General features: G+C 58.2%; 11 protein-coding genes, 1 tRNA gene and 1 pseudogene. 7 read left to right on the forward strand and 6 right to left on the reverse strand.

The genetic code is table 11. From position 1 onward, the window contains the following. The first annotated feature begins 4 nt into the window (after positions 1 to 4). Positions 5 to 1,372, forward strand: a complete 1,368-nt coding sequence (locus R3D51_14960; protein MEZ5900783.1) for a HAMP domain-containing sensor histidine kinase — start codon at positions 5 to 7, stop codon at positions 1,370 to 1,372. A 26-nt stretch (positions 1,373 to 1,398) separates the two neighbouring features. Then, positions 1,399 to 2,061 (forward strand): heavy metal response regulator transcription factor, encoded by a 663-nt coding sequence (locus R3D51_14965; protein MEZ5900784.1) that lies wholly within the window; start codon positions 1,399 to 1,401, stop codon positions 2,059 to 2,061. Positions 2,062 to 2,076: 15 nt separating this feature from the next. On the opposite strand, the gene R3D51_14970 is transcribed toward R3D51_14965, so the two are convergent. Together R3D51_14970 and R3D51_14975 are read right to left on the reverse strand one after the other, a co-directional pair. Then, positions 2,077 to 3,963, reverse strand: coding sequence for a trehalose-6-phosphate synthase (locus tag R3D51_14970; protein MEZ5900785.1), 1,887 nt, complete (start codon positions 3,961 to 3,963; stop codon positions 2,077 to 2,079). 538 nt (positions 3,964 to 4,501) lie between these two features. Then, positions 4,502 to 5,593 (reverse strand): carbohydrate kinase family protein, encoded by a 1,092-nt coding sequence (locus R3D51_14975; GenBank protein ID MEZ5900786.1) that lies wholly within the window; start codon positions 5,591 to 5,593, stop codon positions 4,502 to 4,504. Positions 5,594 to 5,731: 138 nt separating this feature from the next. Between R3D51_14975 and otsB the strand changes: the two genes are divergently transcribed. The 4 genes from otsB (at position 5,732) to R3D51_14995 (ending at position 11,041) form a co-directional block, all read left to right on the forward strand. Continuing rightward, positions 5,732 to 6,508: a trehalose-phosphatase gene (gene otsB / locus R3D51_14980; GenBank protein ID MEZ5900787.1), complete on the forward strand. Its 777-nt coding sequence runs from the start codon at positions 5,732 to 5,734 to the stop codon at positions 6,506 to 6,508. Further along, the gene (locus R3D51_14985) at positions 6,505 to 8,289 is read left to right on the forward strand and encodes a glycoside hydrolase family 15 protein (GenBank protein ID MEZ5900788.1); all 1,785 of its coding nucleotides are present in this window, start codon (positions 6,505 to 6,507) and stop codon (positions 8,287 to 8,289) included. Before otsB ends, R3D51_14985 begins: the two co-directional genes overlap by 4 nt. Continuing rightward, a complete protein-coding gene (locus tag R3D51_14990) occupies positions 8,286 to 9,209 on the forward strand; it encodes an ROK family protein (GenBank protein ID MEZ5900789.1) in 924 nt (307 codons plus the stop codon). The genes R3D51_14985 and R3D51_14990 overlap by 4 nt, the downstream gene beginning before the upstream one ends. Before the next feature lie 335 nt (positions 9,210 to 9,544). Further along, on the forward strand, positions 9,545 to 11,041 hold the full coding sequence (locus R3D51_14995; protein ID MEZ5900790.1) for a L,D-transpeptidase: 1,497 nt from the start codon (positions 9,545 to 9,547) through the stop codon (positions 11,039 to 11,041). Between the two features lie 25 nt (positions 11,042 to 11,066). Here the strand turns inward: R3D51_14995 and R3D51_15000 are convergent. The 4 genes and pseudogenes from R3D51_15000 to R3D51_15015 form a co-directional block, all read right to left on the reverse strand. Further along, a pseudogene (locus R3D51_15000) lies at positions 11,067 to 11,653 on the reverse strand (transposase). Between the two features lie 282 nt (positions 11,654 to 11,935). After that, on the reverse strand, positions 11,936 to 12,625 hold the full coding sequence (locus R3D51_15005; GenBank protein ID MEZ5900791.1) for a 2'-5' RNA ligase family protein: 690 nt from the start codon (positions 12,623 to 12,625) through the stop codon (positions 11,936 to 11,938). A 741-nt stretch (positions 12,626 to 13,366) separates the two neighbouring features. Continuing rightward, a tRNA-Val gene (locus tag R3D51_15010) sits at positions 13,367 to 13,441 on the reverse strand. 175 nt (positions 13,442 to 13,616) lie between these two features. Further along, positions 13,617 to 13,841 carry a sulfurtransferase TusA family protein gene (locus R3D51_15015; GenBank protein MEZ5900792.1) on the reverse strand — a complete coding sequence of 75 codons (225 nt, stop codon included), beginning with the start codon at positions 13,839 to 13,841 and terminating at the stop codon, positions 13,617 to 13,619. Positions 13,842 to 14,246: 405 nt separating this feature from the next. On the opposite strand from R3D51_15015, the gene R3D51_15020 reads away from it, so the two are divergent. Continuing rightward, on the forward strand, positions 14,247 to 16,613 hold the full coding sequence (locus R3D51_15020; GenBank protein ID MEZ5900793.1) for an MMPL family transporter: 2,367 nt from the start codon (positions 14,247 to 14,249) through the stop codon (positions 16,611 to 16,613). Positions 16,614 to 16,645: the final 32 nt, after the last annotated feature.

Raw genomic sequence — 16,645 nt, forward strand, 5'->3', positions numbered from 1 at the left:
CACCATGTTTGGCAAACTGAGTCTTCGTAACCGATTGATTGCAGTGTCGACGGCCTGGATAATTTTCGGCGTGGTCGTCGCATGGTTCGTGCTGTCTGCCGTGTTTCAGCAGCATGTTCGCAAGCAGTTCGAGGATGAGCTATTTGTGCACATCGAGGAACTGGAGCGTCTGTCTGATATTCATGGCGATAAGGTCTCGCTGTTTCATAACCTCAGCGATCCTCGCTATGAGGTTCTGCGCTCTGGCTACTATTGGGAAATTCAGAAGGGCGGCCAAGTCCTGGCGCGGTCGCCCTCCATGGTCGCGGGTAAGCTGGTAACGCCGCCCGATAAGCCGACGGATAGTGGCATCCATCTGCACGTGATCCCCGGGCCGACCGGCACGATGCTCGCGGCGGAGCAGTTGCACTGGCCAACGCCGAACGACACGCCGGTTCAATATATTATCGGCACGGATGAGCGCCATATCGAAGAGGTGATCAGCAGCTTCAATCACACGCTCTCGTGGGCGTTGTCGGGCTTTGGCATTTCGATGGTGGCGGCGGCGGGTCTGTTGATAGCCTACGCTATGCAGCCAATGAATGAGCTTCACTCATCGCTGCTGCGGGTCCGCTCGGGAGATGCGAAGTCACTTGAAGGCAAGTTTCCGGTCGAGGTTCAGCCGGTGGTCGATGACCTCAACGGCATGTTGAGTTCGACTTCTGATCTCGTTCAGCGAGCACGTGCGCAAGCCGGTAATATAGCTCACAGCTTGAAGACACCGCTCGCCATCCTGACTGACGAAGCCTATCGCATAGCCGACCAGGGTCTGACCGCAAGTTCAGCGACGATCCTGGAACAGTGCCGCAAGATGCAATCCCACATCGACTATCAAACCACACGCGCCCGTGTGGTCGCGAATCGGCTAGCGCCAGGTACGTGGGCAGACGCGCGCGAGAACGTCGAAGAAGTCTTCAACGCGATGCGGCGGCTACATAAGGGCCGCAGTATTGAATTTCGCAATGAGGTCCCTGAGGGGATCAGGCTTTCATGTGACAGACAAGATCTGCATGAGATTCTGGCCAATTTGATCGACAACGCGGCAAAGCATGCCAAGACCACGGTTCTGTTGCGATGCAAGGAAGTTGAACCTCCATCCAATATAGAGCTGTGCGTCGAGGACGATGGTCCCGGTCTTCCGCCAGAAGCTTACGAGGTCGTTTTTAACATTGGGGAGCGATGGGATACTCAAGTCAGCGGATCTGGCCTAGGTTTGGCGATCGCGCGGGATCTGGCGCAACTTTACAGCGGAGATATTTCGCTGGAGACGTCGAAGTTAGGCGGGCTTGCCGCCGTTCTGACGCTTCCACGCCCGATGGTATCGAAGTTATAGTCATATGACGGACCGTGGATGATCAAATGAAGTTACTTGTGATCGAGGACGACCCAAAGACATCGCTTCTGATGCAAAAGGGTTTGACGGCTGAAGGCTTCAGCGTCGACGTCTGCCGCGACGGCGAGCAAGGACTGGAGACCGCGCTCGCTCATAATTACGATTTGATCGTGCTCGATGTCATGCTGCCTAGGATGGACGGTTGGTCCGTCATATCGCGATTGCGAGAGCGCGATACCAGGATGCCGGTTCTCATGGTGACGGCGCGGGATGCGGTCGATCAGCGTGTCTACGGGCTGTCGCTGGGTGCGGACGACTACATCGTGAAGCCGTTTGCATTTACAGAGCTGGTCGCTCGCATTCGTACGGTTCTGCGTCGCGCACCCGCCGCGGGCGACGTGCTTCAATTTGAAGATCTGCGTGTCGATATCGCGCGCCACAAGGCGCAGCGCGCAGATCAACAACTCGATTTATCGAACAAAGAAATGCTTCTACTGGCACTCCTGCTGCGACGGCGTGGAGAAATCCTGACACGTTCCTTCATAGCAGAGCAAATCTGGGACATGAAGGGCGACGGTGACAGTAATGTCGTCGACGTCAATATTCGCCGTATTCGGGCGAAAGTGGACGATCCCCATCCGAGGAAGCTGATACAGACAGTGCGCGGCAGGGGGTACGTTCTACGTTGATCTTTGGACGACGGCTCAATGTAGCGGCCGATCTGTTCCGGTAGCACGGGCGCGGGCTTCAGCAATCTCGACGATCCGCTGTTTCTTGCGCATCTTGCTGGCGTCACGCAGCATCTGTCCGGCCCAGCGGTATACATTTCGGGTGCGGACTTGCTCGCGCATCAACCTCATGCGTTCGCTTTGCTCCGCTTCCGGCATAGTCAGAGCCTCGTTGAGGGCCTCGCCCATGGAAAGCGCATCATAGGGGTTGATGATCAGTGCTTCTGGCAGTTCGCGGGATGCGCCAGCAAAGCTGGATAATAGCAGGACGCCGAGTTCGTCGTCGCGGGCGGCGATGAACTCCTTGGCGACGAGGTTCATGCCATCGTGAAGACTGGATACAATGCAAGCATCCGCTGCCCGGAATAGCTCAAAGACTTCGCTTGGTGCGTGATGGCGGATGATGAGGGTTATAGGCGGCGTTTTCGTTTGCGGATATTTTGCATTGATCTCTTCTGCGACGCGGATCGCCTCCTCTTGAAGTCCCTTATAGGTGGGCAGCTTGCTGCGCGTAGGAGCAGCGGCCTGCACTAGAGTGAAATTGCCGATCCACTCAGGATGAAGCTGCAGCATGTTGTCGACGGCCCGCATGCGGTCGAGGACGCCCTTGGTGTAGTCGAACCGCTCGATACCCACGGCAATGCGGCAGTCCGGAGGCAAGCCGAGGCGTTCGCGAACCATACGTCGGCACGTTGGAACGCCCTTTTGATCCTTGAGAGCCGCTGGTGGCCAGGCGATTGAAATGGGATAGGGCCGGACGAAAGTTTCGTGGCCCTTCAGCGTTACAGATTCTTCTTCGCGATCGATGCGACTCTCGATGAACCGATCGACCGTTTCTAAGAAGTTGTTGCAATGGAACTGGGTGTGGAAGCCGACGATCGTGCTGCCTAGTAGCCCGTGAATAACCTCCTCCTTCCAAGGGAATATGCCGAATGTCTCCGAGTTCGGCCACGGAATATGCCAGAAGGTGATGATCGTCGCGTCAGGCAGGCGCTCGCGCAGCATCCGAGGCAGAAGCGCGAAGTGATAATCCTGAACCAGAACGATCGGGCTAGCCGTCTTGGCCTCCGCGACAACCGCGTTGGCAAAACGTTCGTTGATGTCTTGATAAGCGCGCCAGTCTGACTCACGAAACACCGGACGCGTGAAGGCGATATGGCACAAAGGCCAAAGACCTTCGTTCGCCAATCCGTAGTAGTAGCCGTCTTGCTCTGCGTCCGACACCCAGACGCGGCGCAACGTGTATTCTGGCGAGTCCGGAGGAACACTCAGCCGGTCGCGATAGTCCACAGTTTCGCGATCGGCTGTGCCGCTGCCGTGCGCGATCCAGGTTCCGCCGCATGCACGCATCACCGGTTCCAACGCCGAGACCAAACCGCTGGCCGGGGTTTGAACCTCGATGCCATTTTCTGTGTGATTATGGATGTAGGGTTCTCGATTGGCCACCACCATCACCTCGACACCAGGGAGCTGCGTTTCGAGAATTTGGCGTAGCGTGTCCTTGCTCCATTCGACGTTCTCTGTCTCAGGCTGCGTGCGCCCGACGCGCATCTGCCGCAAGGCTTGGCGAAGATCGCTGTCGAGAACCGCAAGGCCAACTGGGGGCGCTTGCCCGTTTTGTCCCGGGGTCGTGACCGCCTTTTTGAACGTCTGGAGCCAATGGCGGATCATGAACATCACGACGGCGATCGCCAGTATACCGCTCGCCAACACGATGCCACCTAGCAGCAGCGACAAGTATTTCCGCGCTTCAGCGCCGCGTCGCAGAGCAAACGTAAGATCGTTGACGATGACGAGATGCCCGGCCATCTCGCGCGATGCTATCGGGAATGAAGCCGTTAGTGTTTCGCGATTGTTCAACATTACCGAGGCAAAAGTGGGGGTTACGCCGCGTGCAATGTTTTCGCATTCTAGGGACGTGGGCATTAGTTTGGTTGCGAATTTGGGTGGGCCGTCGGCGCTACAGAATGCTATGGCCAAGATCCGCGGATCAGATGCAATGCGCTCGAATAGCGACTGAATTCTCGTTCCTTCCCCGTTTGCCAACAGTTCGGTCAGGGGATCTTGGAGCGAATTGAAGATGAGGGAGGATCTCATCTCGACGTCTCGACGGGACCAGTCGTCAACCAAAGATGAGAGAAGGGGAGTGAGGAAAAGAGACGACAAAAGTGCTATCAGTGCAGCGATCAAACCATATTTGACGATCGTTCTGGTAGGCTCTGCGCGAATTCCAGCAGGCCAATTTGGAAAGTATTTGATGCTTGAAAGTCTCATATGTTCTGCAGCGTCCGTTAGGCGCCCATGCTGGGCCACGCGCTTTTCAGGGTCAAACTATTTATCCGTGTATAATGACCTAAGTCGCGGCAGGTTTTTTGCGTGTCTTCGTTTGCGTCGAAGCACCTCAGTTGATCTCATGCCACCGCTCGATGAGGCTTTGGAGCCCCTGACAAACAACGTGCTTTTCGAGTTCGGGTTGCCTCAAAAGTCCCGATTGCGAATCAGCCGCAGTAACCACGCTCGCAGCGTTAATGGTCGCGGCTTGCAATGCGTGCTCGAAATCGCCGCTGCATGCAAATAGTCCGGAGAACGTCGAAACAAACGCATCTCCTGCTCCTGCGGTACTTGCTACGGGAGCTTCGACAGGTGGACAAAATAGCGTTTCGCTCTTGAGGCCAACGTATGCGCCGTGACGACCATCGGTTAACAATATGGTACGCGCACCAAGGTCGCGAAGGCCAGCGATTAGCGCACGCGCGACATCGCTGCGTGAGCAGTCCGGCCTCTCAGCGGCTGCCAACCCTGCCGCTGCAATTCTTCTCAGAGTTGCGTTCTCGTTGCCGGCCAATTCGGCAACGGCTTGGCGCACGAACGTTTCCGCTTCGAGCCGATTGATGGCGAGGATGTCTATGTCTGGAAGCGCCTTCCAAAGATCGACAAAGCGCGAAGTGATCTGACGTATGCCGGGGTTGACAGACAACCTTGCCGTTTTGGGTCGGTAGCGGATGATCTCAGGTAAAATATCGGCGGACTTTCCGCTTAACGTCGATACATAGACGAGATCCACATCAAATGTCGAGGGCTTCAAGTCGTGCGCGCGCAGCAACGTATTGGCGCCCCGGAATGTGAAGATGGCCGCGTTACGATCGTGCGCGGAAATGATTGCGGAAGCGCCCGTCGGGGCTTCATCTGTCGACAACAGCGCATCGGCGGAGATGTTTTCGCTGACGAGTTTCTGACGCACCAGATCGGCACGTGGATCGGTTCCGAGTTTGGCCAGAATTGACGTATTGAAACCAAGCCGCGATAACGACACAGCAGCGTTGAGCGCGCCCCCGCCGCAATGTGTCGAAATGCTGGATGCCTCGGTCTTGCTTCCTTGTTCAAGGAGCAGGAAGGTCTTGCCAGCATTGCTCATGCTAATGCGTTCTATCAAGTCATCCTCGACGATGGCGATCGTATCGACCATCGCGCCGCCTATGGTTAGTGCTTTCACCGGGGCTTGCCTTCTTGCCGTTGAGGTGGTCTTTTGGGGCATCTTAGCGCGTTGTGGCCGGTGAGCCGAAGTCTTTCGCCCGGCCCGCCACAGCAAATCTCTAAGGTTCCATAGAACAGGTCGATTAAAGGCTAAGAAGTGACGTCAATTCAAAAGCCCGCACACCGTCCTGCCCCGACCCTCAATGATCTTTCCGGGTATGCCTTGTTCCTCGATATTGATGGAACGCTCGCGGACATTGTTGCCACCCCGTCCCAGGCGCGCGTGCCACGAGAAGCGGTCACCGCAATAGAGGTTCTGGCTCATCATCTCGATGGGGCCGTTGCTTTGATTTCGGGCAGGCATCTGGACGACATTGATGCCATGACGGGGCTGCAGAAGATTTCAGCTGCTGGTATTCACGGCGCACAAATGCGCACGATGCAGGGGTTCAGTGCGCATGATAGAACGATCGCAGATCGCATTGCGAGCGTTCAAAGCGTTCTGGAAGCACGGGTAGGAGCGATGGCAGGCGTGCTCATTGAGCGAAAGCCGCTGTCGGTTGCCGTGCATTATCGGGCATGTCCGCAAAACGAAAGCGCAATCGTGAGCATCGCGCGGGAGATCGTTGCTGGCCACGCTGCGTTGAAATACATCATCGGAAAATGCGTGGTGGAAATTCTGCCGGCGGTTGCCAATAAAGGCGCCGCAATCGCGCACTTCATGCGACTTGAACCATTTAATGGCCGCATCCCTCTGTTTGCCGGTGACGACGTGACGGACGAGGATGGGTTTGATCTCGTCAATTCGATGAATGGCGTATCGATCAAAATTGGCGATGGACCTTCGCGCGCTGTTTTCGGCTTTGAAACGGCGGCGGAGTTTCGTCAATGGCTCGTCCAGAAATCCGGGCAAAGTGAAGGGGCGGGAAATTGAATACGCTTGATCTTGGGTTGGTTGGCAACTGCAACGTCGCAGCGCTTATCGATAAGCGTGCGAACATTGTTTGGTATTGCCTGCCACGCATTGATGGCGATCCGGTCTTTCACAGCCTCCTAGGCTGTTCGCCTGAACGACATGGAGATGGCACTTTTTCCATCGAGGTGGACGGCTTTACGCAGAGCGACCAAGCTTATATCGAAAACACCGCCATACTTCGCACCGTGCTTCACAGCAACGAGGGCGCGGTGGAGATTATTGATTTTGCCCCGCGGTATGAGTCGCGCGGGCGCGCCTATCGCCCCCAGACACTTGTCCGTCAGATCCGGCCACTATCGGGCACGCCGCGTATCCGGATCAAATTGCGCCCCGGGTTCGAATATGGCGCCGTCAATCCGGTTCTCACGTACGGCTCGAACCACATCCGCTTCGTGGGGCCCAGGTTCACGCTGCGACTGACGACCGACGCACCCATCGATTACGTGCTCAATACGACCGCCTTCAACCTGCATGAGCCGCTCAATCTCGTTCTAGGCCCTGATGAGACCTTGAACGATTCCGTTTCGAGTTTCGCAGGTTCAGAGTTTGAACAGACAGAACGCTATTGGCGAGGGTGGTCGCACCGGCTTGCCATTCCGTTTGAATGGCAGGAAGCGGTCATTCGCGCGGCCATTACCTTGAAGCTTTGTACTTACGAACCAACTGGAGCAATCGTCGCCGCCGTAACTACGTCCATCCCCGAGGCGCCTAACAGCGGGCGTAACTGGGACTACCGATTTTGCTGGATTCGTGATGCGTATTTCGTCGTGCGCGCGCTCAACAGTCTTTCCGCCGTTCGCACCATGGAGAACTATTTTCGCTGGCTTATGAACGTCGTCTCGACAGCGGATGGTGGGCATATCCAGCCTGTCTACGGCGTGGGGCTTGAGCGCAAGCTCACCGAACATCTGGTGCCATCGCTGCCTGGTTATCGCGGCATGGGACCAGTGCGGGCCGGCAACCAGGCATATGAGCATTTCCAGCACGACTCCTACGGCAACGTCGTGCTCGGCGCCGCCCAGGCTTTCCTCGATTGCAGACTTCTCAGCAAGCCGGGACCGGGGGAATTTGAACTTCTGGAGCGCACGGGGATGACGGCAATCCAGCTCTATGATCAGCCCGATGCGGGAATGTGGGAACTACGCTATTCGGCAAAGGTGCATACGACATCAAGCCTGATGTGTTGGGCAGCCTGCGACCGGCTAGCGCGTATCGCACGCCACTTGGGGCGTACCGATCGTGTTGCGTTCTGGCAGGAAAAGGCCGACGTGATCAAGGCGGCCATTCTGAAGCATGCCTGGTCGGACAAGCGCCAGTCGTTCGTGGATTCCTTCGGTGGCGACAAGCTCGACGCGGGCGTGTTGCTGATGGCAGAGGTCAACTTCATCGACGCGCGAGATCCCCGTTTCCTTGCCACGCTTGATGCAACCGAGAAGACCTTGGGCCGATCGGCCTTCATGATGCGCTATGAGGCGCCCGACGATTTCGGTCCCCCCGATACGGCGTTCAATATTTGCGCCTTCTGGCGTGTGACGGCACTTACGCGCGCAGGTCGCAAGGACGAGGCACGCGAATATTTCGAGGCCCTGCTATCCAACCGCAATCATCTCGGCCTGATGTCGGAGGATATTAAGCCTGAGACTGGAGAAGCTTGGGGTAACTTCCCGCAGACCTACTCGATGGTCGGCATCATCAACGCAGCACGGCTTTTGTCCTCCTCATGGGATGATGCCATATGACCGGCTGGCGGATCGTGTGCGACGCGGGCGGCACCAATCTGAGGTGCGCGCGTTCTCACGGACCGTCGCAGTTGAGCGATGCGCAGGTGATCGCCTCGGAGGAAAGAACAGGCATCGCCGATGTGTTGATGTCGTACGCATCTCGGTTTCCCGACGCGGAAAATCTACAAGGCGCAGCCATCGCGGCCGCCGGTCCCATAGAGGACGGCTGTGTGCGTCTGACCAATCGCGACATGGTCATTGACCGCGCGCATGTGAGCCGCGCGCTCGGTGGCAAACCAGTTGCACTGCTCAACGATCTCGAAGCGGCGGCCTTGGCGCTGCCCGCGCTCAAAGAGAGCGAGATGGATGGGCTCATAGCACGCGCAAATCCACTCAATGGGCCTCGCCTTGTCATCAATGTCGGTACCGGCTTCGGAGGGGCACTTCTGGTTCGAACGCGTGCGGGCTGGCATGCTGTTGCCTGTGAACCTGGACATATGACGTTAGCCCTGCCTGCTTCTGAGGCGGCGAATCTCAGCGATCCGGTTTCGGTCGAGGATGTGATTTCAGGCCTGACGCTCAGCGATAAAGTGCGTCGGCAGCGGCTATGGTCGTTCGCCGGAAAATTCCCTTCCACGCAGGTGGGCGATCTATTCGCGGTTTGCGAGACAGACGAGAGTGCAGATAGCTTCGTCCTCGCGTTCAGCAGGCTTCTTGGCCAAGTGTGCGGGGATCTCGTTTTGGCGTGCGGCGCGTGGGGCGGTGTGCACCTGTGCGGCAGCGTTGCTTCCGCCTGGTCGCGCGCTGGCGGCATCAGGGCCTTTCAAGGCGCCTTCGAGAGTAAGGGGCCGATGACGTCTCGCATGCAGCGAGTAGACGTAAATTTGATCACCGCGAAGACCCCGGTCCTGACAGGGCTTTGTCAGGTCCCATTGTGAAGCAAACGCCATTGCCAACGGGAGTACGCGTGGGGCTGACGAGACTTCATGCAACTCGGCGAGCTTTACGGCTCTCGGCGAAAGCGTGCAGCCGTCATGAAAACGCCGTCAAAAAGGATACGCATCGTGTTCCGGTCAGCACATCGCGATGTCGGCGGCTTCGACCCAAAAATCAGAGATCGCGAGAATTTCTGGCTCGGCCCCCCTGAGTGTTAAAAAGAACACATCAAAAGCAGGTACCGCTAACGTGACATTAACTATGCAACTTGAAACTTGATTGATGGCGTCGGAGGCTGGCATCAATCGGGAGGTGTTTCTTGTCAGTTTGGTTGAGTATGGCGGAAGTTAGGAATCGTCGTTGGAAGCTTGCCACGATTGTGGCGATTGCGGCCCTTGTGGGACTTGCCGCGCTGAGCGCCGACGCTAGTGCAAAGTCGGCCCGTTCCGCTGAGGAGGCGGTGGCGCCGCGCGACGCTGGCGAACCGATCATGGCGATCGTGTCCATCAAATCCCAACAGATCACGTTTTACGACGACAACGGTTGGATTTTGAAAGCGCCGGTATCAACTGGCGTCAAGGGCCGCGAAACGCCCGCCGGCGTCTTTGCCATCCTCCAGAAGAACGCCGACCACCGCTCGAACCTTTATGACGATGCCCGCATGCCGCATATGCAGCGCCTCACCTGGAACGGTATCGCGCTGCATGGCGGACCACTTCCGGGGTATGCCGCGTCCCACGGCTGCGTGCGAATGCCATACGGTTTCGCCGAGGCTCTGTTCGACAGGACGCGGATAGGAATGCGGGTAATTATTTCCCCCAACGACTCTGAACCCGTCGAGTTTTCCCACCCGGCACTTCTGGTGCCGAATGCTGAGGCCCTCGCTGCTGCGCCGGAGCGTGCCGAGAGGCTCGGGCTCGAGGCTGCCGAGGCAGCCAAGGCCGCCGACGTTTCAAAGAAATCTGCTGCGAAAGCGGCACGCGATGCGGCAAAGGCCAAGGCGGCGTTGAGCAAGTTGGAACGCAACAAGTCTGCGGCGGACGCCGAGCTCGCGCGCGCCGAAAAGGCCCTTGCCGTCGCAAAAAGCGACCAAGCCAAGATGCGTGCCGAGGAGCGCAAGCTCAAAGCCGCCACCAAGGCCGCCGACGCGACGGCGAAACTCGATGCAGCAAAATCCGATGTGCAGTCTAAGCTCGAAGCCGCGGCCCAAGCACAGGCCGCCGCCAAGGAGGCGGCGAACAGGAAGCCCGAAATCGAGAAAGCGTCAACAGAGGCAAAGCTCGCGCTTGAGCCGGTCTCGATCTACATCAGCCGTGCAACTCAAAAGCTTTATGTGCGGCGGAACACGCGCAAGCCGTGGCCGGACGGAGGCGATGTCTACGACGCGACGATTGAGGTCCCTGTCACGATCCGCGATGCCGATATGCCGATCGGCACCCATGTGTTCACGGCGATGGCGGCCGAAGGCGCGGGGCTTCGCTGGACTGCAGTCTCGATTGATGACGGCGATGACGCTAGGCACGCGCTCGACCGCATCGCCATCCCTAAAGACGTGCTGGACCGCATAGGACCGACCGCTCTGCCGCGATCCTCGATCATCATCTCGGACGAGCCTCTGAGCCGCGAGACGAACTATCGGACCGAGTTTGTTGCCGTGCTGAATAATCAGCCCCAGGGAGGCTTCAAGACACGTCGGCCGACGCCCCCCGCTCCTCCTGTCAGCAGGCCTTGGGATGGCGGCGGTGGCTTCTTCAGCTTCTTCGATCAGCCGCGCCCTCCGTCCGACAACCGCCGTCGTCGAACCAGACAGGTGCAGTCAGACTGGTTCTGGTAGAGCCAGCGCGCTGCGCTTGGCTGCTATCGCGGACTTCATCGGCGATGCGGTTCCAGACCCGCTTCGGCTTTGACTTGCGGTCTTCGAGTGCATCGAAGCCGCCGCTCGCATAGCGATCGAGCCAAGCGTAGAAGGTCGTCTTGGGAATGCCGATCTTGTCGAGGGTTCGTCTGACCGGCAGGTGCGAGGCCTCGACGGTCCTGATGATCTCAAGCTTCTCGGATGCGGGATACCTCATTCGGCATCCTCCCCATCCGCGATCACGCTTTTTTTGAGCAGGCGGTTCTCGAGAGTGACCTCGGCCAAGGCCTCTTTGAGCTGACGCGCCTCGGTTCGGAGCATCTTGACCTCATCGGAGGTTGCCTCCCGGGCGGTATCGCCGGTGAGCCGCTTCTTGCCGGCTTCGAGGAACTCCTTCGACCAGCGATAATAGAGGTTCTGGGCAATACCTTCCTTGCGGCAGAGTTCGGCGATGCTGTCCTCGCCCCTCAGGCCTTCAAGGACGATGCGGATCTTCTCCTCGGCCTAGAACTGCCTCCGGGTCGCTCGCCGGATATCCCTGACCGTTTCCTCCGCGTTCTGCGGAGCCTGCTGCTTGCCATGTTGTCTCATCGGGTCCCTCTCTGGGGTTACGATGAGCCGCAAAATCTCTCTTATGCAATCAGCTCATTCTGTCCGGTAGGTCCTGACGGCGAACACTGAGCGAGTGCAACATCGCCCCGTTACTGTGTGAGTGACTTCGGTCAGTTCCTGACGTTTCGAGCTTGAACACGACTTGGAGCCGGAAGTGCCGTAGCGACCGCCGCTGATAAGTCGTGCCAGGGCATGCGATCGTCAGCCACTCTACTTAATGAAGTGCCGCTTCAGACACCGGCCTTAGTCAGTACAGGACCGTCAATCCCCGATCCGCTTGGCGGCCGTCCCAAAATTACCGAGCTTGTAGACGGTGAGCTTGTCGACGCCGAACTCGAAAGGCTCAAATGGTTCTTTCTCTCGTGCCTGGACCCACTCAAGGGGAGCGGTTCCCGTCGTTACGTGCGGGTTAAACTTCTTGCCCGCCTGGCTCTCCGGAAATGACTCGACATACTTAAAGAGGACGGGGTCGAATGGCGTCCCAGTGGGGTCGGGTACAAAGGCTTCCTGGCCACCTCCCGACTTGCGGAACGGAGCCATTGCTTGGATCACCTTTGCCTGTAGAGCTACGATCTCGCTCGACGGCTCGATTGTGATCCCCTGAAGTCCAATCTTCCCGCTCGGTATGTGGTAAAGCCCGTTTGCGGTCAGCTTCAACTTGCTGAGGTCTTCTGACGCTGCAAGTGACTTAATCGTTGCCAGCGATGCATCGAGGTCCTTTTCGGCGACGTATTGTTGCAACAGCGTTATGTGAGGCCGATGCGTCTCATCAAGCGCGAAGCCTTCTGGCATCTGTTCGCGCAGACGTTTGTTCCAATCCTCCGCCGCAGCCAGCATTTTTTGGTCGGGCTCAAGGAGAACGTCTATCGCGACGAGCTTATCCTGAGCGATTGCTGGATGCGCCAGAGACACTAGCGCTGCAAGGGCGGCCCCTTTAAAAATGGCTTTCATACTAGCGTTTCCAAATTGCACGGATGGAACAAGCTGAATTGTTATCAGCAGACCTTCTGCGGCGGTTCACGATAGCCGCCATCAAGGTGGTCATCAACGCCAATTGCCGCAGTTGGCCCACCTCGCCGACCAGAACGGAGACGGACCCGAGGGGTAAGCTGCCATTGATGCTGAACGGCCCTCAAGGTGAACGTGTTGCTGTGCACAACGTGATCAGCTGCACGCCCTGCAAATTTGCATCGTGAGTGTTGAGCCTCGGCACTGAGTCAGCTGTGGGTCAGACTCTGCCGTCCGAGCTATGTTTGCGTGACGACTGCTCTACCCTTAGCAGCAGAACTGACGCGCCTGTTTGACAGCTAAACCCTCACGAGCAGACGCACGGACTAAATGGCCAAACGACCGAGATGGGCCAAAAATCAGACATCGATGGCAACGGTTTCTTCAGCTTCTTCCATCAGCCGAGCCCCCACGTCCAACAACCGCCATCAGCGCGGCCATACCAAGCAGGTGGAATCGGACCAGTTCTGATAAAGGCAGAACGCCGACGATTGGCTTCCCGGCTGCATCGCGGTGATGTTCTCCGTAGGGTGCAGGATTGCAACTTTCGTGATGCTGTTGCCACGAGGTGGCCGCGTCATCCATCGCGACACTTTGGTGCTTCCCATGTGCTTCCCAGCCCTATGCTGAAAGCAGGTGCTCGATTGAAGCGATTGACTAGGGCGTTGATTTCCGCATTGGAGATGGTGGGCGGTACAGGGATTGAACCTGTGACCCCACGCGTGTGAAGCGTGTGCTCTACCGCTGAGCTAACCGCCCGTCATCGGGACGCCCTTATGGGAGGGCGCGCGGCGGGCTGTCAAGTCTGCTCGGGTGTCACATCGCCCTGGCAGCGCCGTGGAGGGCTAACGGTCTGTTGGACACAAAGCACTTGTCCCGGTGGGGAGAGCTGGCCCGCAAGTCGGGTTCGGCGGGCTGCATAAGGTCCGTTGGATCAGGCCCTTTGAATGAGAAAGTGGAAGGTGCCCTCTTGCTCGCGCGTGCCGATCAGGGTGTGGCCCGTGGCCTTGCAAAATGCCACGAAATCCCTCGGGGCCGCCGGATCCGTCGCCAGAATTTCAAGCACCATTCCTTGGGCCATGTCCGCCAGGGCTTTCTTGGCTTTCAATATCGGAATTGGGCAGGTCAGCCCTGATGTATCGAGAGTGCGGTCGGCCACTGTGTGCTCTTCATCCCCAGGTCATTGGCGCTTGCGCGTCATCATGAGTAAGCGAAGGAGCCAACGCTCTCAACCCCTTATGATCTTATAGGGTGCTGCGTGCTACCTGGGGCGGGTTGCGCGGGCCGGGCTCAAGTGCAACGGTCGGTGGAATGGCGCGATTCTGGCCCCTTCGCCGCTCGTTGCGGCGAACCCTATGGGCTAAAAGTCGTGCCCGTCGCCGTGGAGGATGACGCTTAAGCGCAGGTTGTCTTGCATTTTTTGAAGACTACCGATCCATGCCCTGAGGTGACGCAAGAAAAGGTGGGTAGCGAGGGGCTTTCGCCGGACGCCGGCTGAAGCACCTGTCGAAACGATGCCTCGGTCGGGGCTACAGCGGGGGTGGGGCCAGAAGCCGAAATGGAGATGCCGCAGCATCCGAAGGAGGAGCGCCGCTCCTTTTTGTTGTCTTTCGGCATCGACAAGCTCGGGCTTGTGGCGCTGAAGGCGCCCTACGTCTCTGCGATCCTAATTCTGATGCTCACGGTGCTGGCAGTGCTCGGCGTGATGCGGCTCAAGGTAGATGACAGCCTTTCGGAGCTGTTTCGCACCAACACGGAAGAATTCCGTCGCTACGAGGAAATCGACCATCGTTTCCCTTCCAGCGAGTACGACGTGCTTGTCGTTGTGGAAGGCAAGAACCTTCTGACCCGCGAAGGGCTTGAGACGTTTTCGAACGCAACCATGGAGCTGCAACTCGTTGACGGTGTCGGCGGGCTGGTCTCGATGCTGTCTGCACGCGACAAACCTGATGAGACAGGTTATGCGCCGCCGATCGTGCCTGACGAATTGCCGGAGGGAGAGGGTTTCGACAGGATCGTTTCGCAGCTGAGGGGCAACGACATCGTCAAGGGCAAGTTTTTGTCCGATGACGGCCAGCTTGCGCTCATTGTACTAGCGCTCGATCGAAAGGTCGTGACCGAGCAGACGCCGAAGGTGGTGATCGGCAACATTAAAGAGGCGGCCGAGAGGGAATTGGGCACCGCCGGTCTGTCCGCCAAACTGACCGGCGCGCCGGTGATGCAGCTTGAGATCCGCAACGCGGTGGAGCGCGACCGGCTCGTCTACAACGGGCTGGGCTTTTTGGCCGGCTTCGTCATGGCGTACCTGTTCTTCAGGCGTCTGTCGCTCACGATCATCGCAGTTCTCGGACCTACAATCGCTATCCTTTGGACGTTGGGTGTTCTTGGCGGATTGGACTTCCGCCTCAACCTATTCATCAACGTCATCACACCCTTGATCCTAGTCTCGGGCTTTTCCGATTCCATGCATCTGGTGTTCGCAATACGGCGTGAGATCATGGCCGGAACCGACAGGCTCGAAGCGGCGCGTATGGCCGTGCGCGAAGTGGCGCCCGCTTGCTTGCTGACTGCCATGAACGCTGCACTGGCGCTTGCATCGTTCTCGTTGGCGGAATCCGCGCTGATCCGCACCTTCGGCCTCGCGTCGCTGCTGGCAATTGCCATATCCTACATTGCAGTCGCCGTCGTCGTGCCGACACTCGCAGCCTTGCTGATCGCCAAGGAGACCGGTCCCCCGATCGAACATCCGGAAGATACCGGCGGCGGCATCGGCTGGCTTTATCGAATTACGACCGCCATCGTGGGACACGTCATTCGCTATCCCATCGTCTACACGCTGGCCGGTCTCATTGCTGTCGTGTCAACGGGGTGGGCCTACTCGCAGCTGGTGCCGATGTATCGCCTCGCCGATCAGGTTCCCGACAAGGAACAGGCGCTGGACGCCACGGGTCGCCTCGATCAGAAACTGACGGGAGCCAATCCTGTCCACGTCATGATCAGTTGGGGCAACGAGACCGGTAAGGGCACTGCGAAGGCCAATCTTTACGATCAGCAGACGCTCGCGGTCATTGCCGATGCGCACGCGGTCGTCGAAGAGAAAGCCGGACTTGGCAATACGTGGTCGCTCGACAGCCTGCGGCGCTGGCTGCGCGATGCGGGCGACGACAGCATCGAGACCGTGAAGAGATACGTGGGCTTGCTTCCTAAGCATCTTGTGCGGCGGTTCATATCGGTGGAGGAGAACGCGGTTCTGGTGACGGCGCGTCTGCCCGATGTCGATGCCAGTCAGATCCTCCCCGTGGTCGAAAATCTCGATCACCAACTTGAGAAGGTCCGCACCGCCCATCCTGGCTATGACATCATCGTGACCGGCTTGCCTGCCATCGCGGCGCGCAACTCAGCTCGCCTTATCGACGAGTTGAACTGGGGCTTGGTGGGAGACATGTTCGTCATCTTCATCTTCCTCGGCTTCGTGTTGCGGTCGGTGCTACCGGGAGTAACCAGCGTTCTGCCGTCGCTGTTTCCGATTTTCGCAACAGGCTCGCTGTTGTGGCTTGCTGGTGAGGGATTGCAGTTTGCGTCCATCATCGCGATCACCGTTGCCTTCGCGCTCGCGATTGACTCTACAATTCACTTCCTCAATCGCTTCCGCCTTGAGGAGGATAGGCTAGGCGGAGGGTCGGGCAGCGAGGTCGAGGCGCTGAGACATACGGTGCATCACATCGGCCCGGCCGTAGTGTTGACCACGATCGTTCTTGCGCTGGGCCTGGGTGTCACGATGCTGTCCGACCTGCCGTCGCTGCGCCGCTTCGGTCAGCTGACAGCGGTTTGTCTGGGATCGTCGCTGATCGGGCAGTTGGTCATCCTGCCTGCTTCCATTGCGCTCTATCGCAGGTATTTTCCGCGTAGCCCGGACAGGGTGCGGCGTTAACGCCTGAGCAGGGCAATAGCCTTTCGCATCAC

The sequence above is a fragment of the Hyphomicrobiaceae bacterium genome (assembly GCA_041397645.1).
Classification (GTDB): Bacteria; Pseudomonadota; Alphaproteobacteria; order Rhizobiales; family Hyphomicrobiaceae; genus Hyphomicrobium_B.